The 22057-nt window shown below is 72.1% G+C and carries 15 protein-coding genes; 6 read left to right on the top strand and 9 right to left on the bottom strand.

Features of this window, described 5'->3' with window-relative positions:
- Position 1: 1 nt before the first annotated feature.
- Positions 2-874: a 16S rRNA (adenine(1518)-N(6)/adenine(1519)-N(6))-dimethyltransferase RsmA gene (gene rsmA / locus ACQEVZ_RS21885; RefSeq protein WP_425552266.1), complete on the bottom strand. Its 873-nt coding sequence runs from the start codon at positions 872-874 to the stop codon at positions 2-4.
- Complete coding sequence (locus ACQEVZ_RS21890; RefSeq protein WP_433369343.1) at positions 865-1722, bottom strand: TatD family hydrolase; 858 nt, start codon at positions 1720-1722, stop codon at positions 865-867. The genes rsmA and ACQEVZ_RS21890 overlap by 10 nt, the downstream gene beginning before the upstream one ends.
- 70 nt (positions 1723-1792) lie before the next feature.
- Here ACQEVZ_RS21890 and ACQEVZ_RS21895 point away from each other — a divergent pair, with 70 nt between their 5' ends.
- Positions 1793-2986, top strand: a complete 1194-nt coding sequence (locus ACQEVZ_RS21895) for a hypothetical protein (protein WP_344503874.1) — start codon at positions 1793-1795, stop codon at positions 2984-2986.
- An 89-nt stretch (positions 2987-3075) separates the two neighbouring features.
- Here the strand turns inward: ACQEVZ_RS21895 and ACQEVZ_RS21900 are convergent, their stop codons facing one another.
- The 3 genes from ACQEVZ_RS21900 to ACQEVZ_RS21910 all read right to left on the bottom strand — a co-directional run bounded on the left by ACQEVZ_RS21900 (position 3076) and on the right by ACQEVZ_RS21910 (position 6453).
- Positions 3076-3516 (bottom strand): MarR family transcriptional regulator, encoded by a 441-nt coding sequence (locus ACQEVZ_RS21900; RefSeq protein WP_344503876.1) that lies wholly within the window; start codon positions 3514-3516, stop codon positions 3076-3078.
- Positions 3517-3603: 87 nt separating this feature from the next.
- The gene (locus tag ACQEVZ_RS21905; protein ID WP_433369347.1) at positions 3604-4776 is read right to left on the bottom strand and encodes a PP2C family protein-serine/threonine phosphatase; all 1173 of its coding nucleotides are present in this window, start codon (positions 4774-4776) and stop codon (positions 3604-3606) included.
- 99 nt (positions 4777-4875) lie between these two features.
- Positions 4876-6453 carry a dolichyl-phosphate-mannose--protein mannosyltransferase gene (locus tag ACQEVZ_RS21910; protein WP_433369350.1) on the bottom strand — a complete coding sequence of 526 codons (1578 nt, stop codon included), beginning with the start codon at positions 6451-6453 and terminating at the stop codon, positions 4876-4878.
- Here ACQEVZ_RS21910 and rsmI point away from each other — a divergent pair.
- Positions 6453-7313, top strand: coding sequence for a 16S rRNA (cytidine(1402)-2'-O)-methyltransferase (gene rsmI / locus ACQEVZ_RS21915; protein WP_433369353.1), 861 nt, complete (start codon positions 6453-6455; stop codon positions 7311-7313). The genes ACQEVZ_RS21910 and rsmI overlap by 1 nt on opposite strands.
- A gap of 152 nt (positions 7314-7465) precedes the next feature.
- Here rsmI and ACQEVZ_RS21920 read toward each other — a convergent pair whose 3' ends face one another.
- The gene (locus ACQEVZ_RS21920; RefSeq protein WP_433369356.1) at positions 7466-8356 is read right to left on the bottom strand and encodes a hypothetical protein; all 891 of its coding nucleotides are present in this window, start codon (positions 8354-8356) and stop codon (positions 7466-7468) included.
- A gap of 108 nt (positions 8357-8464) precedes the next feature.
- Between ACQEVZ_RS21920 and metG the strand changes: the two genes are divergently transcribed.
- The gene (gene metG / locus ACQEVZ_RS21925; protein ID WP_433369359.1) at positions 8465-10228 is read left to right on the top strand and encodes a methionine--tRNA ligase; all 1764 of its coding nucleotides are present in this window, start codon (positions 8465-8467) and stop codon (positions 10226-10228) included.
- 7 nt (positions 10229-10235) lie between these two features.
- Here metG and ACQEVZ_RS21930 read toward each other — a convergent pair whose 3' ends face one another.
- Positions 10236-12464 (bottom strand): SpoIIE family protein phosphatase, encoded by a 2229-nt coding sequence (locus ACQEVZ_RS21930; protein ID WP_433369362.1) that lies wholly within the window; start codon positions 12462-12464, stop codon positions 10236-10238.
- A 768-nt stretch (positions 12465-13232) separates the two neighbouring features.
- Between ACQEVZ_RS21930 and ACQEVZ_RS21935 the strand changes: the two genes are divergently transcribed.
- From ACQEVZ_RS21935 to ACQEVZ_RS21945, 3 genes are all read left to right on the top strand, one after another.
- Positions 13233-15965: a LuxR C-terminal-related transcriptional regulator gene (locus tag ACQEVZ_RS21935; protein ID WP_433369365.1), complete on the top strand. Its 2733-nt coding sequence runs from the start codon at positions 13233-13235 to the stop codon at positions 15963-15965.
- 142 nt (positions 15966-16107) lie between these two features.
- Positions 16108-16794: a PP2C family protein-serine/threonine phosphatase gene (locus ACQEVZ_RS21940; protein WP_344503883.1), complete on the top strand. Its 687-nt coding sequence runs from the start codon at positions 16108-16110 to the stop codon at positions 16792-16794.
- 332 nt (positions 16795-17126) lie between these two features.
- Positions 17127-17978, top strand: a complete 852-nt coding sequence (locus tag ACQEVZ_RS21945; RefSeq protein WP_344503884.1) for a DUF7144 family membrane protein — start codon at positions 17127-17129, stop codon at positions 17976-17978.
- A 327-nt stretch (positions 17979-18305) separates the two neighbouring features.
- On the opposite strand, the gene ACQEVZ_RS21950 is transcribed toward ACQEVZ_RS21945, so the two are convergent.
- Entirely contained in the window at positions 18306-20981 is a 2676-nt protein-coding gene (locus ACQEVZ_RS21950) for a LuxR C-terminal-related transcriptional regulator (protein WP_433369370.1), read from the bottom strand.
- Between the two features lie 67 nt (positions 20982-21048).
- Complete coding sequence (locus ACQEVZ_RS21955; RefSeq protein ID WP_344504028.1) at positions 21049-21921, bottom strand: formylglycine-generating enzyme family protein; 873 nt, start codon at positions 21919-21921, stop codon at positions 21049-21051.
- Positions 21922-22057: the final 136 nt, after the last annotated feature.

Raw genomic sequence — 22057 nt, forward strand, 5'->3', positions numbered from 1 at the left:
CCTACCCGTGCGACGGCTGCGCCTGCCGCTGGCTCGCGATACGGGTGAAGTCATGCACCGTGAGCTGCTCTCCCCGCGCGCCGGGGTCGACGCCGGCGGCCCGCAGGATCCGCTCGGCGGCGTCCGGCCCGCCGGCCCAGCCCGCCAGGGCGGCCCGCAGCGTCTTGCGGCGCTGTGCGAAGGCGGCGTCCACGACCGCGAAGGTCGCCTTCCTGCCGGCCTCCGCGTCGCCGGTCTCCTCGAGCGGTGTTTCCCGCCGGGTGAACGCGACGAGACCCGAGTCGACGTTGGGCACCGGCCAGAAGACGCTCGGCGGCACCTTGCCGGCCTGCTTCGCCGTCGCGTACCAGGCGAGCTTCACGCTCGGGACGCCGTAGACGCGGCTGCCCGGACCCGCGACGAGCCGGTCGGCGACCTCCTTCTGCACCATGACCAGGCCCTTGCGCAGCGACGGCAGCGTGGCCAGCAGGTGCAGCACGACGGGCACGGCGACGTTGTACGGCAGGTTCGCCACCAGCGCGGTCGGCTTCTGGTCGACGTCGACCCGCAGCGCGTCGCCCTCGATCACGTGCAGCCGCCCGGCCTGCTCGGGAGCGAACCGCTGTACGGTGGCCGGAAGCGCCTTCGCGAGCACCGGGTCGATCTCCACCGCGCAGACCTTGTCCGCCACCTCCAGCAGGCCCAGGGTCAGCGAGCCCAGGCCCGGACCGACCTCCAGCGCGACGTCGTCGGCGCTCAGCTCGGCGGCGCGCACGATCCGCCGGACGGTGTTGGGGTCGTGGACGAAGTTCTGCCCGAGCTGCTTGGTGGGCCGCACGCCCAGCTCCGCGGCCAGCTCCCGGATCTCCGCCGGGCCGAGCAGCGTCATCGCCATTCGCCGAACGCTCGGGTGCCGTTTGCCGAGATCGCGGCGCACAGCGTGTCCAGGTCGTGCCCGGCCACCTCGGCCAGGGCCCGGACGGTCAGCGGGATCAGGTAGCTGGCGTTGGGCCGGCCGCGGAACGGCACCGGGGTCAGGAACGGCGCGTCGGTCTCCACCAGCAGCCCGTCCAGCGGCGTGATCGCGGCCGCGGCGCGCAGGTCCTTCGCGTTGCCGAAGGTGAGCGTGCCGGCGAAGCTCAGCAGGTACCCCCGGTCGAGGCACTCCCGCGCGAACGCCTCGTCGCCGGAGTAGCAGTGCAGGACGACCTGGTCGGGCGAACCCTCCTCGTCGAGGACCCGCAGGATGTCGTCGTGCGCGTCGCGGTCGTGGATGACGAGGGTCTTGCCGTACCGCTTGGCGATGCTGATGTGCGCCCGGAAGCTCTCGTGCTGGGCCTTGCGGCCGTCGTCGCCGGTGCGGAAGTAGTCCAGCCCGGTCTCGCCGATCCCGCGGACCCGCGGGTGGGCGGCGAGCCGCTCGATCTCCCGCAGCGCGCCGTCCAGGTCGGCCTGCCGCGGCGCGTCGTTCGGGTGCAGCGCGACGGTCGCCACCACGTCCGGGTGCTCCTCGGCCACCTGTACACCCCACCGCGACGACTCCACGTCGACGCCGACCTGCACGAGGCGGTCGACCCCGGCGGCTTTCGCCCGGTCCAGCGCCTCCGCGACCGTCGTGGGGCCGTTTTGTCCGTCACCCTCAAGGGTGATGTCGATGTGGGTGTGACTGTCCAGCACTGCGACCGGCAACGGCTCCGGCGCTGGGGGAAACTCACCCTGCCGACTGTGTTTTCTCGCACTCATCGGCGTTAAGCATGCCACCTCCGGTTCCGCGTTCACGATTCGTTCACCAGGCGGTCTTAGCGTCGCGAAGGTGACAGTCATCGGGCATACGGCAGGGTCCGCGACCCACAGCGTGACGCTCGACGGGACCACCTACCCCGCCGAGGAGATCGCGCAGGGCGCGGCGTTCGAGGTGTACGCGACGCAGCCCGCTCCCGGCTTCCTGCCCAACCCGCGGCCGGGCGCCCGCTGGCCGTTCCGCCGCTTCGTGCACGTCACGGAGGTCGTCGCCGGCGGCCTGTCCGTGTACGAGGACGAGCCGCTCCTGATGCCCGTCACCCGCACGCTGGACTGGACCGGCCTGCACAAGCTCACGCAGACCCCGTCCGCCGCCGAGTGGATCGCCCCGATCCGCCGCACGGCCGCGGTCCGCCGCGGCACCCGCATGATCAAGTTCCTGACGGGCCGGCAGCTCGGCGGCCACCTGCGCGGCTGGCCGATCAGCGGCTTCTGCTACCGCGCCTTCGACGTCGCCCACCTGCGCACCCCGCAGGACCTGGCGATCCTCAGCTCGTCCTCCTCCCCCGAAGACGTCGTCTTCGCGATCCGCTGGCGGGCCGTGGACCCGTGGGACTACGACGTGCCCTTCGCCGACTCGTACGGCGGCCTGGTCTCGATGCCACCGCACGACCGCCTCGGCTCCCCCGTCATCGGCACCGGCTTCAGCCCGAGCGGCCGGCACATCGTGCCCGAGTTCGTGACCCGCGACCTGGCCGAGCTCCCCGTCCCGGCGAACACGTCCCTGGTCGCCTACACCAGCGACGGCACCGAGGTGACGCTCTACACGTACTTACCGGAGCAGCGCGCGTGGAGCCGAATGCACGGCCCGCAGTGGCGCCACCTCCTGCCCGACACGATCGCCGCCGACCAGGAGTACTTCCCGACCACCACTCCCCTGAGCCGGTACGTCGGCCGCTACCGGGACAACGTCTACGAGGCGATCGTCGACCCGCCGGGCGAGTTCCGGGTCGCGGCGAAGACCCGCGCCGCCCGCTACCCGCTGGACGCCCTGGCCCGCCGCGTCCCCTCCGCCACCTGGCGCGACGCGCCCTGCACCGTCATCCGCGAGGAGGGCGACTGGCTGCGCCTGCGCCTGAGCCGCCCCGACGGCGACGCGGTGGCCCGCCTGGGCGCCCACTGCGTGGAGCGCGGCCTCTACGAGGCCTGGGCCCCCGGCGCCGAGGTCACCGACGCCCGCGAGGAAGACCACTGGTTCGACCTGTGACGCTGTAATTCCCCCACCGCTGCCGCGGCGGCGGTGGGGTGGAGGTACAGCATCCCCGCCGCGGCAGCGGTGGGTGGGAGTGACAGCACCTAGCTGGCCTGGGCCTTGGAGGAGTCGGCGACGGGGGTGCCGGCGGCGTGGGAGAAGGACTGGAGGCCCTGGACCAGGGCGGCCCGGTCGTCCGGGGACATGCGGCGCAGGACGGCGGCGATCGTCTCCTGGCGCTGGCGGCCCAGGCCGTCGAGCAGGCGGCGGGCGGTCGGGGTGAGCACAAGCCAGACCTCGCGCCGGTCGCGGTCGTCGTTGGTGCGGCGCAGCAGGTCGGCGGCCTCGAGGCGGTCGCAGAGGCGGCTGGCCGACGACGGGGCGGTGTGCAGCGCGATCGCCAGCTGGGTCAGGTTGATCGAGCCGGCCTGGTCGACGACGCCCAGGACGCGGAGCTGGGCGGCGGACACGCCGGAGTTGTCGTTGGCGGCGCTGGTGGCGAGCACCAGTGCCTGGCCCGCGGCGTCGACCAGGGCAGCGGCCATCGAGGCCGCGTCGTCACTGCCAGCCGGGTGCGGTGAGGGTCGGGTCCGCACGTCGTCCTCCGGGGTTCGCGGGGATCACGGGTCGGCTCAGGGCGACCAGTCGAGGCAGACGATCAGCGCGTCGTCGGCGAGCTCGGCGCCTGCATGATAGTCGCGCAGGCTCCGCATGACGCTGCTGATCGCCTCGGCCGGTGGTTGCAACCGGGTCGATCGTATGGCACGGCTCAACTCCCGCTCACCGTACGCGGCCTCGTTCGGCCGGGTAGCCGAGTGCACCCCGTCACTCACGATGAAGACGCGGTCACCGGGCTGGAGACGCTCCTGCTCCTCGACGTATCTGGTGTCGCCGAACATGCCGAGCGGCAGCTGCGGGTCGAGGACCATGTCGCGGACCTGGCCGCCGCGGACCAGGAGCATGCGGGGCGAGCCGGCGTCGATGATGCGCAGGTCGCCGGTGGCGAGGTTGAGCGACAGCAGGAGGGTCGCCACGTGGCGGGTGCCGCCGTACTGCGAATAGATCGCGTCGGCGGCGAGGACGGCCTGGTCGGCGAGGTCGCCGGGGGCGCTGAGGCCGGTGGGTATGGACCGCCGGGCGTTGCGCATCGCGTTGACGGCGAGCGTGGTGAGCAGCGCGGCGTCCAGGCCGGTGCCCATCCCGTTGAGGGCGGTGACGGTGAGCCAGTCGCCGTTGATGGACCAGTCGAAGTGGTCGCCGCCGACGGCGTACGCGGGCTCCAGCTGCCCGGCGAGCTTCACACCGGGCTGGTCGTAGCCCCGGGCGGGCAGGAGGTCCCACTGCATCTCGGCGGCCATCGTCAGCCTGCCGTTGCGGCGGCGGTCCATGTGGTAGCGGTCGGTTCGCCGGTACACCGCCTGCAACGCCACGGCGAAGGTGCCGGCCAGCTCGCGCAGCCCCTCCCGCGCCTGCTGCGCCCGGTCGGCGTCCAGCACCACGCTGAGCACGCCGACGCGCTCGCCCCACGCCGTGATCGGCAGGTGCAGCCGGGCCAGCGACTGCCCCTCACGGGCGTCCACGACGACCGTCTGGCTGGCGAACGCTCTGGTGGCCGACGCCAGCAGGTCGTCAGTGCCGTCAGGCTCGACGCCGCTGGGGGACAGCGAGGTCGAGCGGTAGTCGGCGAGCCACACGGTGCTGCTCTTCGTCCCGTGTGACGCGCTCAGGTGGGCGTCGAGCACCTCCACCAACCGATCCGGTGGGGCGGTGCGCAAAGCCTTCTCGATGGAGCCAACGCCGGACATGTGACCCTTCACCATCCGCGACCGAAGCCTTTGCTTGCCGTGCGGCAAATAATATAAGGCAGTCTGTCGAGTCAGGTGATACCCAGGCTCCCGTCGGAGTTACACCCAGCGAGAGCCGAGCCACATCCGGGAGAACCATTCGGTGTACGTAATGTCCATTCCACTGTAGATCGGGTAGAAATAGGCGAAACATGCCGCTACGAGCAGAACATATGCACCTGCGACGATCGAACCGATCAGCCGGTGGTCGCTGGCGGGCTTGACGTGCCGCGGGGGTCCGATGATGGCACCCAGGACGTACACCACGGCGAGGACCAGGAAGGGCTCGGCGGGCAGCGCGTAGAAGTAGAACATCGTGCGGTGCTCGGGCATCGACTGGAACCACGGCACGATGCCGGCCAGGGCGCAGACCATGATCAGCCAGGCCCGGCCGTCGCGGCGGGCGATCGCCAGCCAGCCGAGCGCCAGCAGCGCCGGCAGGAACGACCACCACAGCACGGGCGTGCCGAGCAGCAGGATCTCCGACGCGCAGCTGCTCGCGTCGCACGGGCCGTCGGTGTTCCAGTAGAACGCCACGGGGCGGCCGAGCAGCAGCCACATCCACGGCCACGACTGGTACTGGTGCTTCGAGCTCAGCCCGGTGTGGAACTTGTACGCCTCGTGGTGGTAGTGCCACAGGTTGAGCAGCGGGTCGACGATCGGCCGGTCGCTCGGACGGCCGTTCGCCTGCGCGTACCAGTGCCGGAAGTAGCCGTCGTCGGACAGGAACCAGCCGGTCCAGGTCGCGAGGTACGTCACCAGCGCGAGACCCACCATGACGACCATCCAGCGGCCGTCGTCGAGGATGCCGTCCCGGACGCTGTGCCGCGACCCGGCCGCGCGGCGGGCGCTGATGTCGAAGATCAGGGTCAGCGCGACGAAGAGCAGCACGTACCACAGCGCGCTCCACTTGACGCCGCACGCGAGGCCCAGCGAGACGGCGCTGGCCAGCCGGTACCAGGGGACGCCGAGGCGGGGCCGGTTGGCCGGGCCGGGGCGGCTCGGGTCGACGCCGCGCTCCAGCGCCGCCAGCCACTTGGCGCGCCGCTGCTCGCGGTCCAGGACCAGGAAGTAGAAGGCGACCACGATCCAGAACATGAGGAAGATGTCCAGCAGCGCGGCCCGCGAGAGGACGAAGTGCATGCCGTCCAGGGACATCAGCAGGCCGGCGGTGGCGGCGAGGATCGTGGAGCGGAAGAGCTTCCGGGCGGCGAGGACGATCAGCAGGATCGACACGACGCCGACCGTGACGGCGGCGATGCGCCAGCCGAAGGAGTTGTACCCGAAGATCTGCTCGCCGAGCCCGATCATCCACTTGCCGAGCGGCGGGTGGACCACGTACTGCGGGGTGTTGTCCTCGGGGTTCCACTCGACGCCGTGCTGGAGCAGGTCCCACGCCTCGTTGGCGTAGTAGACCTCGTCGAAGATCGGCTCCCTCGGATGGGACAGGTTCACCATCCGGAGGAGCAGCCCGATCGCGGTGACCAGGATCGCCGCCAGCCAGAAGGCCGGGGTGGCGGGTCCGGGACGGGCGAGCCGGCGACGCACCGCGTCGGCGACCGGGTGGGCGGTTCCATCCCAGGACGGCTCCGCCGCCGGCGGCGGCGTCTCGCTTGCGTCGGTGAGCACCGAGGTCATTGCGCGATCGTAGGCGGTGGGATGCCACCATCGCACATGTGCCATTGATTCTGCTCGGAGCTCCTTTGGGTAATCCCGAGGACGCCTCGCCCCGGCTGCGCTCGGTCCTGGCCTCCGCCGACGTCGTCGCCGCCGAGGACACCCGCAGGCTGGGCCGCCTCGCCCAGCACCTCGGCGTGACGATCGGCGGCCGGCTCGTCTCCTACTTCGAGGGCAACGAGGAGCGCCGCACGCCCGAGCTCGCGGACCTGCTCGCCACCGGGGCGACCGTCGCCGTGGTGACCGACGGCGGCATGCCCAGCGTCTCCGACCCCGGGTTCAGGCTCGTCCGGGCCGCGGTGGCGTTGGGTGTACCGGTGAGCGCCGCCCCGGGCCCGAGCGCCGTCACGACGGCCCTGGCGGTGTCGGGGCTGCCCTGCGACAGGTTCTGCTTCGAGGGGTTCCCGCCGCGCAAGCAGGGCGAGCGGCGCACGTACTTCGCGTCCCTGGCCGCCGAGCCGCGCACCCTGGTCTTCTTCGAGTCCCCGCACCGCGTCGGCGACACCATGCGCGACCTGGCCGCGGCCTTCGGCGCCGACCGCCCGGCGGCGCTGTGCCGCGAGCTCACCAAGACGTACGAGGAGATCCGCCGCGGCACCCTCGGCGAGCTGGCCGAGGACGCGGAATCGGCGCGCGGCGAGATCACCCTGGTGGTCGGCGGGGCGCCGGCGGTGCCGCAGGAACGCCCCTCCGACGCCGCGCTGTCCGCCTCGGTCGCCGCGCTGGTCGCCGCCGGCACGTCCAAGAAGGACGCGATCACCGAGGTGGCGACCCGCTTCGGCCTCCCCCGCCGCGAGGTCTACGCCGCCGCTCACGCGTGAAACTTCCGCCGCGATCCGGAGCCACGACCGCACAAGGTCTTCCGGATCATGCGACGCCCCGTGTACGAGTGCGCCCGCCGCCGCGATCCGGAAGAGTTCGTGCTGCCAGAGCGACACGAAGTCTTCCGGATCACGAGGCGGCAGCGGCGGGGTCAGTAGGAGCTCACGAGGACGCCGAGGGCCAGGACCAGCGGAGCGGCGGCGGTGAGGGCGTAGGCGGCGAGGCGGGTGCGGAGGCGGCCCAGGCGACCGGCGCCGGTGGCCCAGCACAGGGCGGCGCCGCACAGCAGGATCAGCGCCAGGCCGACGGTCCAGCGGACGCGCAGCCCCGTGGGGTTGCCGGCGTACGCGATCCGCCCGCCCTCGCGCATCCGGGCGTCGAGGACCGCGCCGGGATCCTCGTCGGCGCCGACCAGGGGTACACCGGCGACCGCGGCACCCTTGTCGGGCTGGAACGTCACGTAGCAGCGGCGCAGGACGCCGTCGCCACGGCAGCGGGTGACCTGGGCGTGGCCGGCCTCGCCCTGGCCCATGTCGAGGAAGAACGGCTCGGCGCTGGTCCAGGCGAAGAAGCCGGCCAGCAGCGCGATCAGCAGCATCGCGGGCAGGCCGGCGGCGGGGCTGCGCAGGCGCTTGGGCTTGCGCGGCAGGCGGACCGGCGGCGGGGAGGTGCGGGCGGCGTCGCGTGGCCGGCGCATGACCCGCATCGCGGGCGGCGGCCACGCCTCGCCCGTGCCGGACAGCTGCCCGCCGGACGGCTGCTCGCCGCCGGACAGTGAGGACAGCTGCGTCGCCGTCTCCTCCAGCTGGGCGGTGGCCTGCTGGAGGTGCTCGATGACGGCGGTCGCCCCCGCGTCGTGCGCCGCGGGGTCGACGAGATCGGGAGCGAGGCCCGCGGCCGCCGGCACCAGGTCCGTGCCCGGCTCGTCGTGGACCGGCGCCCGCACCGTGGTGGTCGACGTGGTCGGCCACAGCGGGAAGCCGTCGGCTGGTTTCGGTGGGATTCCGGCGGCCTGGCCCCGCCACCACGCTTCTTCGCTCACGTTTTCATTGGACAACGGGTCATACCGGAGATTTCGGACGTCCCCTAGCGTGTCGGGAGAAACTATCCGTTCGCCGAAGGTCAGGACGGGTCACTACGCTTTCAGGTCATGAGTCGTGTTCTCGCCGCGGTCGCCTGGCCTTATGCCAACGGGCCGCGCCACATCGGTCACGTGTCCGGCTTCGGAGTGCCTTCCGACGTGTTCAGCCGCTACATGCGGATGGCCGGCCACGACGTGCTGATGGTCTCCGGCACCGACGAGCACGGCACCCCGATCCAGGTCCAGGCCGACGCGGAGGGGGTGACCCCGCGCGAGCTCGTCGACCGGTACAACCGCGTGATCGTCGAGGACCTGCACGGGCTCGGCCTGACCTACGACCTGTTCACCCGCACCACGACCGGCAACCACTACCAGGTGGTGCAGGAGCTCTTCGAGGGCCTGCACGACAACGGGTACATCATCGCCAAGACGACGCTCGGCGCGCGGTCGCCGTCGACGGGCCGGACGCTGCCCGACCGCTACATCGAGGGCACGTGCCCGATCTGCGGCTACGACAGCGCCCGCGGTGACCAGTGCGACAACTGCGGCAACCAGCTCGACCCCGACCAGCTGATCAACCCGCGGTCGAAGATCAACGGCGAGACGCCGGAGTTCGTGGAGACCGAGCACTTCTTCCTGGACCTGCCCGCGTTCGCGGACCAGCTCAACGCCTGGCTCGACACGCGCGAAGGCTGGCGGCCCAACGTGCTGAAGTTCTCCCGCAACCTCATCGCCGACCTGCAGCCGCGCGCGATCACCCGGGACCTGGAGTGGGGCGTGCCGATCCCGCTCGACGGCTGGCGCGACCGCGACGACAAGCGCATCTACGTCTGGTTCGACGCGGTCATCGGCTACCTGTCGGCCTCGGTCGAGTGGGCCCGCCGCAGCGGCGACCCCGAGGCGTGGCGGAAGTGGTGGCAGGACCCGGACGCCGAGGCGTTCTACTTCATGGGCAAGGACAACATCGTCTTCCACTCGGTGATCTGGCCGTCGATCCTGCTGGGCTACTCGGCGCCGAAGCCGGGCTCGCTCGGCGCGCTCAACCTGCCGACCGAGGTCGTGTCGTCGGAGTACCTGACGATGGAGGGCAAGAAGTTCTCCTCCTCCCGCCGGGTCGTCATCTACGTCCGCGACTTCCTGCAGCGGTACGACGCCGACGCCCTGCGCTACTTCATCGCGGTCGCCGGCCCGGAGGCGACGGACACGGACTTCACCTGGTCGGAGTTCCGCCGGCGCAACAACGACGAGCTGGTCGCCGGCTGGGGCAACCTGGTCAACCGCTCGATCTCGATGGCCGCGAAGAACTTCGGGGAGATCCCGGCCGCCGGTGAGCTGACGGCCGAGGACACCGCGCTGCTGGAGGCGGTCCGCGCCGGGTTCGGCAGCGTCGGCGACCTGCTGGCCAAGCACCGGCAGAAGGCCGGGATCACCGAGGCGATGCGGATCGTCGGCGAGGTCAACAAGTACTTCTCCGACCAGTCGCCGTGGAAGCTCAAGGAGGACAAGGCCCGGATGGGCACCGTCCTGCACGTCGCCCTGCAGGCGGTGCGCGACTGCAACACGCTGCTCACGCCGTTCCTGCCGCACGCCGCCCAGCAGATCCACGAGCTGCTCGGCGGCACCGGCGTGCACGCGCCCATGCCGCGGATCGTCGACGTGGAGGACCTGGACAACGGCCTCACGTACCCCATCCTCACGGGCGACTACACGGACGGCGCGACGTGGGTGCCGGAGGCGATCGTCGCGGGCACGCCGCTGTCGGCGCCGACGCCGGTGTTCAAGAAGCTGGACGAGTCGATCGTCGAGGAGGAGCTGGCCCGGCTCCAGGGCTGACCGCGCGCTAGGGGATCTCCGCCCAGACGATCTTGCCGTCGGCGACGGCGCGGGTCCCCCAGCGGTCGGAGCTGGCGCGGACGATCTGCAGGCCGCGGTGGTGCTCGTCGTCGAAGGTCGGCTCGATCAGGAACGGCAGCCGGTTGTCCTGGTCGAACACCTCGATCGCGACGTGGGCCGGCAGCAGGTGCAGGCGCAGCTCGACGTGGCGGGTGCGGGCGTGGGTCGCCGCGTTGGCGAAGAGCTCCGCGACGACCGCGACGGCGGTGTCGGTGCGCTCGCCAGGCACGTCCCACCCGTGCAGGGTCTCCTGGACGAAGCGGCGGGCCGCGCGACTCTCGGACGCCACCGCCGGGTAGGCCGCGACCGCGGTCAGCGGCACCTCGGTCGGCGGCTGCCGGACATAGAGGACCGCGATGTCGTCCTCGTGATGGGCCGGGTCGACCATCCCGGCGACGAGGTCGTCGATCGCGGCCAGGGTCGGTCGCGGGTGCAGGGCGATCCGTGCCTGGAGGTCGGCGAGCCGGTCCTCGATGTTGCGGTCGCGCCGTTCGATGAGGCCGTCGGTGTACAGCAGGAGCGCCTCTCCCGGGGGGACCGCGACGACCTGTTCGGTGTACGGGAAGTCGGCCGTCCCGAGCGGCGGCCCGACGGGCCCGGTCAGCAGCCGGGTCGGCTGGCCGGCCAGGACGCCGACGGCGGGCGGGTGGCCGGCGTTGGCGTAGCTGAGCGTGCCGTGCACCAGGTCGTAGACCGCGTAGACGCACGACGCCATCTGCGTGTCGTCGTCGGCCGCGAGCAGCGTGTTGAGCTGGCGCATGAGCTGGCCGGGGGCGAGGTCCAGCGACGCGTAGGAGCGGATCGCCGTGCGCAGCTGCCCCATCACCGCCGCGGCGCGGATGCCCTTGCCCATCACGTCGCCGACGACGAGGGCGACCCGGCCGGCGGACAGCGGCACCAGGTCGACCCAGTCGCCGCCGACCTCGACGCCCTTCGCCGCCGGCAGGTACCGCGACACGACCTCCATCCCGTCGACCCGCGGGATCCTGGGCAGGAGGCTGCGCTGCAGCTCGACGGCGGCGTCGCGCTGGCGCAGGTACATGCGGGCGTTGTCGAGCGCGACCGCGGCGTGCGCGGCGATGCCGACGGCGAGACGCTCGTGCCGCTCGGTGAACCGGGCGACCTGCGGGTGGCCGAAGAAGAAGCCGCCGAGGACCTCGCCGGTGGAGGAGACGACGGGCACGGCCAGGTAGCTCACGACCTGCAGGTGCCCCGACGGGATGCCGGTGTACGGCGGGTTGTGCCCGTAGCGCGGGTCCTTCCTGATGTCGTCGCTGCGCAGGTACCCGACGCCCCGGAACGTCGGGTCGAACACGCTGGTGTTGCGCGGCAGCGGGAACTTCGCGAACGCTTCCTTGGACACCCCGGACAGCGAGTACAGCTGGTGCGACTCGCCGAGCTCGTCGGTGACGTTGTAGAAGAACGAGCCGAAGGCCGCGCCGGTGAGGCCGGTCGCGACGTCGGTGGCGCGCTGCACGACCCGGTCGACGTCGAGCTCCGACGACAGCTCGGTGCCGACGGAGTGCAGCGCCTCGACGAGGCTCGTCTCCTCCCGCAGCCGGCCTTCCCGCTCGCGCAGCTCCTGCTGGCTGCGGCGCAGCCGCGCGGCGGCGTCGGCGAGCTCGGCGACGGTCCGCTCCAGCCGGGCCGCCTGCCGCTCGGCGGCCCGCTCCACGGCGCCGAGCAGGTCGCCGTACGCCTCCTCGCGGGCGGCGGCGTCCTTTGGGTCGGCGTGGCGGTGCAGGCCGATCCGGAGGTTGAGGACGATCAGCTCGAACAGGTCGGCGGTCTGCTGGTCGAGCCGGACGGTGACGCCGGCGAGCAGGTGGTGGCCGGCGCAGCCGACGGCCAGCACGGTCCGCACCGGATCGTCGTCGACCTCGCGCAGCTGCACCCCCACGGGCATCGCACCGGACGCCCGCCAGTCGCCCGTCGCACCCCACCCTCCGGCCGGAAGGACGCCGGCGGGCACGGTCGTGACGATCGTCTCCCCCGCGGCCAGGCGGAGCCAGGAGAAGGCGGACGGGCCGGCGGCACCGTCCCGAATGCGTTCGTGAAGCAGCTCCGCGACGTCATACAGGGCGCCGGAAAGGTCGTCACCCTTCGCCGCGACCGCACGCACCTCGGTCCCGCAGCGCACGATCTCGCTCAGGGAGAGGCTGTTGAGGTCGTACACCGGGCCTCCGGTCTTGGCACATTCACGGACGAACCATCCAAACCAACAACCTGCCCCGGGCGCAATGATCCCAACCGCGGACCGGTCACGCAGCGCGCCCGGTTTGCCCCCAATGCCGGTTCCTGCGATGTGCAACTTGCAGAATGGCACGGGTTTGAGCGAAAAGCCCGATCGAGATGAGGAGTGTCGTTGATGACATCGTTGTAATTCTCCGTAAAAAACATCGATGTCATACGTCTCTATGAGTAGCTACAGACACCCACATGAGTAAAAAGCGTGTCGACATGCCGCCGCGGCACCAGGGACGATCGAAGAAGGCATGCGTGAAGGGTCCGGTTCCGGTCGAACCGGACCATTCCCCACACCCCCGCACAGCGCCGCGCGACTCCTCCAAACCAGGGCTCACGCTGTGTAGCCCCGAAGACTGTCCGTTAGAACTGACACGGACAGCAAAACTGGACAAATGCCATGCATCACCCCAGCGCTCGCACACCCGCTGTACGACAAGGTGCCGCTATTAATTGGGGGGTATCTATGAATAGAACGCTCAATCATGAGATGTTCGTCAATGTTTGTACTCCTACAATCGAAGCAGCCAAATATGGGGTCTCCCCTCCGGACGCGTGGAGATCTATGGTGGTCGGCGTCGGTTCTCCGACGAATTCCATCCCTCGGTGAAGGGTCGCCCAGCACGTCTCAAACGCGTCCACGGGAGTGACGGTGCAGAGCAGCCAGCACGGCGGTCCACGCGAGAGCACTCTTGACAAGTTGGCGCACAACGACGCCGCCGAGCGGTTCCGCAGCTGGACAGGGCCGAGCCGGCCGATCGAGGCACCCGCCACCGAGCGGCGCGGCGACGCGCCCGAGCTGCCGGCGGTACACCTCGCGCGAGACCGGCTCATGGAGCAGCTCGACGCCGCGGTGTCACACCCCGTGACATTGCTGTGCGCACCGACCGGCTGGGGCAAGACCGTCCTGGTGGCGTCGTGGATCGCCGCCGGCCGGGCACCCGGGCGCGCCGCGTACGTGCGGTTCGAGGCCAACTGCGGGGCCGGCGCATGGCGGCAGCTGACGAACGCGCTCACCGCCGCCGGGATCGCCGTCGACCCGGCCACCTACGCGTGGAGCAACGCCCACCACTACGAGCGCGCCGTCGTCGTCCTCGACGACCTGCACCACGTCGCCAACCACACCGTGCTGCGGCGGCTCGAGCGGCTCATCACCCGTCTCGGCGACCGGATCAGCTTCCTCATCCTCGCCAGGACCGAGCCGCCCCTGTCGCTCTACCGGTGGCGGGTCCGCGGCCAGCTCAACGAGCTGCGCACCGATCACCTCGCCCTCACCCAGGACGAGGTCACCGGCCTCGCCGACGGCTACGGGGTGCGCCTCGCCCAGCACTTCCGCTACGCGCTCTGGCACGTGACCGAGGGCTGGCCGGCGGCGGTCGCGGTGATCCTGTCGGCGATGGTCGGCCGGCACGAGCCGGAGCGGCTGGTCACCGACATCGTCCTGGGTGAGGCCGGGCTCAACGAGGAGGTCGGGCTCAGCGAGTACGTCCGGCGGGAGATCCTGCAGCACCTCGACCCGGAGATCCGCGAGGTCATGCTGCGGACCTCGATCCTGGAGACGGTCTGCCCGGGCCTGGTCGAGGCGCTCACGGGCGGCCGCGGCGGCGCCCGGCTGCTCGCCCAGATGAGCCGCGCCAACTCGCTCGCCAGCTTCTACGGCGGCTCGCACTCCTGGTACCGCTACCGCAGGCTGCTGCGGGCGATGCTGCGCGCCGAGCTGCGCACCACCCTGTCCTTCGCCGAGGAGCGGGCCCTGCACCGGGCGGCGGCCGGCTGGTACGCGGCGAACGGGCTGCCCAGCGACGCCCTGACGCACGCCATCGCGGGCGGCGACTGGGTCTCGACCGAGCGGTTGTTCCTCCAGTACTGGCCGGAGCTGGCCGGCTCGGGGCCGCGGGCGCTGACCACCCGGGACGGGCCCCAGCCGCCGCACGACATCGCCGAGCGGCCGATGCTCGCCTTCGCGCTCGCCCTGTCGTGCCGCGACACCGGCGACATGGTCGGCATGTCGGCGTTCATCCGGCTCGGCGAGCGCGGCCTCGGCGAGGCGCCAGGGACTCTGCAGGCCGAGCTCCTCGCGGCGATGCGGCTCGCGGAGGCCGCCGCTACCGAGGACCCCGACCGTGCCCACGAGACCGCGGTGCGCCTGCTGGAGCGCACCGAGGACGCCGCGGGCGAGCACGTCTTCGCGGACTCCGCGGACGCGGCGCGGGCCGTGGCACACCTGACCTTCGCCGGCGCGGCCATGGCGGGTGGCCGGCTCGACGAGGCCGACGCCGAGCTGGAGCGCGGCGCCGACCTGGCCCGCAAGTCCGGCTTCAACCTGCTCACCGTGCAGGCGAACCGCCTGCGGGCGGTCGCGCACCTCAGCCGCGGCCGGCTGTCGGCGGCGGCGGCCTGCGCGCGGCGGGTCCTCGACGGCTGCCGCGACGCGGGGATCGCCGAGTCGCGCAACATCAGCTACGCCCGGCTGGTGCTCGCCACCGTGTGCCGGGAACGCGGCCAGCTCGACGAGGCCCGCTTCCACATCGAGGAGAGCGTCAACGCCAACGCGGTCCCCGACCCCAACGGCTGGGTCAGCGGGTCGATCGCCCTGGCGCTGCTGCTCTTCGACCGCGGCGACCACGCCGGCGTGCTGGAGGCGCTCGATCCGCTGATGGACACCGGTGCGGGCGTGATGCCGCGCTACGCCGACGTGACGGTGCGGGCGCTGCACGCGGACCTGTGCCTGCTCGACGGCCGGATGGACCAGGCGCACACGGTCATCGCCGAGGCGCTGCGGCACTGGCCCGGCTCCGACGAGCCGCTGCTGGCGCTCGGCCGCCTGCACCTGGCCGAGGGGCGGCCGGCGGCTACCGCGCAGGTGGCCGAGCGGATCCTCGACGAAGGGCCCGGGTCGCTGGTCACCGCCGTCTCCGCGACGGTGCAACTGGCCCAGGCGCTGCGGCAGCTCGGCGACCTGGCCGGCGCGTCGGAGCAGATCGACCAGGCGCTGCGGATGGCCGGCCCGGAGGGGATCCGCCGGCCGTTCGACGGGCACGCCGGCTGGATCGCGGAGGTCCTCGCGTCGCCGCCGGTGCTCACCCCACCCCGGCAGCGCGACCCAGAGCCCGCCGACCCCGAGCCTCTCGCGGCGGCCCCCGTGTCCCCTGCCGCGTCCCCTGCCGCGTCCCCCGCTGTGTCCTCAGCCGCGCAGGACGGCCTCGCGGCCTGGTCCGCGCCCGCGGGGGAGCCGATGCCCGACCCGCTCACCGAGAAGGAGGCGCAGGTCCTGCTCTACCTGCGCAGCATGCTGTCGGTCGCGGAGATCGCCGCGGTGCTCAGCGTGTCGACCAACACCGTCAAGACGCACGTGCGGCACGTGTACAGGAAGCTCGGCGTCAGCCGGCGGCGCGACGCGGTGCGCCGGGCACGGGAGCTCAGCCTGATCTGACGCCTCACCCGCCAGTGTGGGACCGGCACCTCCGCCAACCACCCTCTGCGGGCGAGCCACCCACCCGGCCGTGAGGGCCACGATATGGGCGGTCGCCGGTGTTCCCGCCGCCGACCGACGTAGGCCTCAGGGGTGTGACGTGGTGACGACGGATGTTGCGGTCAACGGCGTGCGGGTCGGCGTGCGGTACGCGGTGGCGGACAGGATCGCCGGGGTCGGCGGTGACTGGTTCCTCGGCACCGCCCTGCCGGGCGGCGACGTGCTGCTGGCCGTCGGCGACGTGATGGGCCACGGCCCGGACGCGGCCGGCACCATGCGGCAGCTGCGGGCGTCGATGACGGCGCTGGCCCTGGCCGGCGACGAGCCCGGCGTGATCCTCGCCGCGCTCAACCGGATGCTGTGCCGGCGCCGCGCGACGGTCCTCGCCACCGCGGTCTGCGGCCGGTTCCGCCCCGCCGACCGGATGCTCGTCTGGGCCCGCGCGGGCCACCTGCCGATCCTGCGGGCCAACACGGACGGCGTCGGGCCGCTGCGCCAGCCGCCCGGGATGGCGCTCGGCGTCGAGCCCTGCGCCGTGTACCCGCAGGCGGCCGTGCGGATCGAGCCCGGCGAGCTGCTCTTCATGTACACCGACGGCGTCGTCGAGCGCCGCGACCAGGCCATCGACCAGGGGGTCCAGGGCCTCGCCGACGACGTCCGGGCCGCGATGCGCGCGGCCGCGCCCGCCGAGCACCTGGACCGCGCGCTGGACGGGGTGCTGGACATGGCCTGGCGCGGCAACCTCGACGACGACGCCTGCCTGCTGGCCGCCGAGCCCGTGGCCTGGTAGCCCCACCCGCGGCGGCTCCCCCATCCGCGGCGCCCCCACCCGGAGCGGCTCCCCGGTTCCTCCGGCGCCTCACCCATCGAGGGTGATCCCTGATCACCCGCCTCCCTCGAATCATCTTCCCCAGGCACGACGTGGACGTTCCGGGCGCGCGGGCGGCGCGTCCGGAACGACCATCCGGGCCTGTTCCGGGGGGAACAGAGAAACAACGGGGGAGATAGGCCGTGCCGGTCCTGGTTTCGACCGGGGCCGGCACGGCCCACACGTATTCCCGGACTGTTTCCCACTTGAAACCGATCCTGCAGACGGCAGAGGCAGTAGGGAGAGTACGGCGGATGGACAGCGGCGGCGGTGTGGTGAAGGAATGGACCACGTTCGGCACGACGATGCTCGCGCTCGTCGGCACGTTGAACGTCTCGCAAGGGCTGCTGGTGGGGTTCGCCAGCGGCGGTATCGGGTTCAACAGGAATGACGTGGCGTTCACCAGCGCCACCACATGGGCCACCGCGACGGTGACCCTCGGCGTGCTCCTCGGCGTCACCGGGTTCGCGCTGCGCGCCCGCAAGACCAGCGCCCGGGCCGTCGCGGTCAGCATCGTGGCGCTGCACGCGATCTCGCAGCTGGCCATGCTCCGGGCGTACCCGGCATGGTCGCTGCTGATGATCACGCTCGACGTGATCATCCTGTTCGTCCTGACCGTGCCGAAGGGCAGGGCGGCCGCCGCCGGCGTTGAGCCGGAGGAGGCGCCGATCGCGTCGGTCACGAAGCTGGCGCTGCGGCGCAACAGCCGCAACGACCGGTACCGGGGCCGCCACAAGGCCGGCCGGCCGATCGTGCGCCACGAGGACGTGATCCTGGTGGACATCGTCGAGGAGCTCGAGCCCGCGGTCGGCAGGGTTCCGGTGGGCACCGACGTCGACGTCATCGACCTCGACTCGCCGCAGGTGTGGGTCCGGGCGGTCGGGCACGCCACCGTCCCGATGATCGTCGCCGAGCCGGTGCACGAGATGGACGACTCGTTCATCGCCGTGCAGTGCGCCTCCCTCGACCCGCTCATGGACCCGCTGCCGGTGCTCATGGCCGCGCAGGCGGACACGGCGATCATCGAGGGTGTGATGGTCGAGGACGACGAGGAGATCTCGGAGGAGCTGGCCGCCATCGGCGCCCGCCCTTACGTCACCCAGTAACTCGAACACCCCACCGCCGACGGCGGCGGCGCCCCCAATGGAGTGGGCGCCGCCGCTGTTTTGTGTCCGTTCGGGTGTCCCCGTACGGTGTCCGCCGGTGGTCCCGCCCCGCAGACCGAACGGCGCGAAGCAGCGCCGTTCGGGGGAGGCCGGGACGACGCGACGCGAAGCGACGGCCCTCCGAGAACCGGACGGCGCACAGCGGCGGCCGCACCGGAGGCCGGACGGCGCCACAGGGGCGGGCCCGTCCCGGAAACTGGACGCGCAAAGCAGCGGCCCCCGGGGGATTCCCCGGGGGCCGCTTGCCGTGGCCGGCGAGCTGTCCTGTCAGAGCAGGTTCAGCTCGCGGGCCCGTTCGATCACCTCTCGCCGCCTGCCGACCCCCAGCTTGCGGTAGATGTTCTTCATGTGCGTCTTCACCGTGTTGACGGACACGTAGAGCATCGAGGCGATCTCGCCCGCGGACAGGGTGCCCTGCAGGTAGCGCAGGACGGCCAGTTCGCGTTCGGTGAGGGGCTCCGCCAGCTCGCCCGCCGCGGCGGCCGGGCGGCCGAAGCCGTTGAGCTCGGTGGCGATGTCCTCGGCGACGCCGCGGTAACCGCTGCCCGCCGGCAGGTAGGTCACCAGCAGCTCCCGGACCGGCTGGCCGCCGGCCACGAACGGCCAGCGGATGCCCTCGTCCTCGGCGCAGCGCAGCGCCTGCTCGAGAGCCCGGCCGGCCTTGCTCCGGTCGCCGAGCGCGCGGAGCGCGCGGGCGCAGGTGAGGTTGGCGTCGACCGTCCACACCAGCGAGCCGGTGGTGTACTCCAGGAACGGCTGCACCGCACCGAGGGCCGCCGCGGGGCGGCGCTCGGCGAGGGCGGCCTTCGCTCGGACGACACCCAGCCACGGCGTCAGCAGATCCACCGGCTCCAGGTTGAGCAGCCGCTTCGCCGCCTCCACGTCGCCGGCGGCGAGCCGCAGCTCCGCCTCGGCGAGCGTGACGCAGTGCTGGAGCCGGGGCGTGTACCGCCAGTCCGCGAGCTGCCGCCGGATCGCGGCCAGCTCGGTGCAGGCGGCCCTGGCGTCGCCGGCGGCGGCCCGGATGTGTGCCCGGGACATCGTGGCGACCGCGACCAGGCCCGGGTCGGCCAGACCGCCGCCGTCCAGGGCCCGGTCCAGGTAGTGCTCGGCCGCCCGCACCCTGGCCTGCAGGTAGCAGACCTCGGCGACGGTGAGCTGCGCCCAGACCACGTCGCTGCCCTGCGTCTGCCCCTCACGGTCGGCGAGGGCCAGGGCCTCCTTGCCGTAGCGCATCGCCGCCGTCAGCCGCCCGCGGGTCGCGTTGAGCTGCGCGAGCTGCCGCAGCGCGGCCAGCTGCGACTGGATCCCGCCGCAGCGGCGGGCCAGGTTGAGCGCCTCGGTGAGCGCCAGCTCCGCCGCCCCCAGGTCGCCCTGCAGCAGGCGCGCGCCGCCGACGGCGACGAGCGCGAGCGCCCGCATCCGCGCGGTGTCCTGGTCGTCGAGGCCCATGTCGTCGCGCAGCAGCTGCGGCGCCGTGGCGAGGATCAGCTCGGGCTTGCCCGACTGGTGCGCCTCGGCCATCCGGAAGCTGTCGACGATGGGCTGCAACGCCGTGCGGGCCGACTCGACCAGCGTGTGCTGCGAGCGGTCGACCAGGTGCAGGAACGTCTCCGTGCCCTGCGGGTCGCTCGCGTCCAGGCGCTCCGCGGCGAAGGCCAGGGCCAGCCGCGGGTCGTTGCGGACCTCCTGCGGCGGCGGCGGGACCAGCTCCTTGATGGTCCGCAGCCGCGCCCCCGGCACCAGCTCCTGCCAGCTCGCGGCGAGCAGGTCGGAGGCCTGGCCCCAGTTGCGGGCCGCGAGCGCGTGCCGCAGCGCGTCGGCCGGCGAGTCGTGCGCGGCGAACCAGTCCGCGGCGCGGCGGTGCAGCTGCCGGACCTGCTCGGGCCGGCGGTGCCGCAGCTCGTCGTACAACATGAGACCGAAGAGCGGGTGGCACCGGTACATGCCGGCGTTGCCGCTGCCCTGCACGACGAACAGGTTGGAGTGTTCGAGCTGCGCCAGGATGCGGGCGCCGTCGACGCGGCCCGTCAGCGCCTCCACGAGCTCGGCGCTGACCTGGTCGAGCACCGAGGTGCAGAGGACCACCTCGCGGATGTCCTCCGGCAGGGTGTCGAAGACCTCGCCGACGAGGTACTCGCCGAGCGCCCGATCCTGCAGCGCGAAACGGGGCACCAGGCTGTCAGGCTCCGGGTGCCCCTGCACGGCGAGCGCGGCGAGTCGCAGCCCCGCCGCCCAACCTCGCATCACCGCGTGCAGCTCCACGAGGGCCGACTCGGCGAGCCGGACGCCGTGCGCGTTGAGCATCTGCGCGGTCTCGTCGAGGGTGAAGCCGAGCGTCCCGTTCCGCAGCTCGGCGAGCGCGCCGCGGATGCGGAAGCGGTACAGGGTGAGCGCCGGGTCGGTCCGGCAGGCGATGACGAGACGCAGGCGGTCTCCCGCCTGGGAAAGCAGCGTCTCCAGCTCCCCCCACACCCGCGGGACGGACAGCTCCTGCAGATCGTCGAGGATGACGACGACCGGCGGGCCGGGCCGCCGCAGCAGCACGACCAGCTCGTCGAGTGCCTCGCCACCGTCGGTCGCCGCCGCGGTGACCTGGTGCTCCGCGGTGGCCGCCGCGACCGCACCCAGCACGTGTTCCCAAAAGCGTGGGCCGTGGTGTGCCTCGACGGTCAACCACGCCAGCGGCCAGGGAGATCGCCCTGCCGCCACCCATTCTGCCAACAGGGTGGTCTTGCCCCACCCCGCCGGAGCGGAGATCAATGTCAAATGCCCCGCCACCGCACGATCCAATGCGTCCAGAAGACGCGGTCGTGGCACGTGATAGCGGGGCGGCTCAGGCACTGCGAAGTGCAGTGCGGGACGGGTGATGGTGTCAACGAGCGTTTTCTGCCCCAACGTTTTTCGCCCCCTCCCACCCACCGCAGCACGGCGGATGACCACGGGATTGTGAGGCGATTAAAGGTGAGGTCGCCTCACCCGTAGGGGGTGAACAAATAACAGTGCGTGTTCACCCGAGTCGGCGAACGCAACGAAAACCGACGTGACAGCTGCCGTTGTCGACCGCCTCCGGCTGTCGCGCCGCGGGGCGGAACCGGTGGTCATAGCCGGTGGAGCACAGGTAGGAGCCGCCTTTGACGACCCTGCTCGCATAGACGGCCGCCCCTGCGGGGGTGTCCACCCGCGGGTTGTCGGCGATCTCACCCTGGGGCTGGAGAGGATCGTCACCCACGTCGAATCTGGCATTTCCGGACCGGTAGTAGTCCGACGTCCACTCCCACACGTTACCGACCACGTCGAAGAGGCCGTACGCGTTGGCGGCGAACGCCCCGACGGGGCTGGTGCCGTGGCCGCCGTCGCTGCGGTCCAGCCACGGGAAGATGCCGTGCCAGATGTTGGCCCGGCCCGGCTCGGGATCGTCACCCCACGGGTAGATCGCCTGGTCGAGCCCGCCGCGGGCGGCGAACTCCCACTCCGCCTCGGTCGGCAGGTCCTTGCCGGCCCACCTGGCGTACGCCGCGGCGTCCTCGTAGGCGACGTGGACCACCGGGTGCGCCGACTGGCCCCGGATGTCGGAGTCCGGCCCCCACGGATGTCGCCAGGACGCGCCGGGGCGGAACTCCCACCACACCCGCCAGTCGCGGAGCGGCACAGGTCCGGGCGGCTGTACGAACACCATCGAGCCGGGCTGACCTTCGTCCTCCGGCTGCCGCTCCGCCACCGTCTCGTAGCCGGTCTCCGTCGTGAACAGGGCAAACTCGGCGTTCGTCACGGGATGCGAGTCGATCCAGAAGCCGTCGACGGTGACCTTGCGCACCGGCGCCTCTTCCGGATAAAAGCCGTCCGCACCCATGGCGAACGCGCCACCAGGTATCCAGGCCATCTCCACGACCGCATTGTGCTGGCGCCGCCGGGTGAGAAGTCCTCACCCGGTGCGGGTGACGGGCGGTCCATCGATGGACGGGCGATCCAACTCACACGGGCCGGGTGATGTCCGGTCATCCGGTCGCCCCGAACGA

It is taken from the genome of Dactylosporangium sp. CA-152071, from assembly GCF_050936335.1.
Classification (GTDB): Bacteria; Actinomycetota; Actinomycetes; order Mycobacteriales; family Micromonosporaceae; genus Dactylosporangium; species Dactylosporangium maewongense.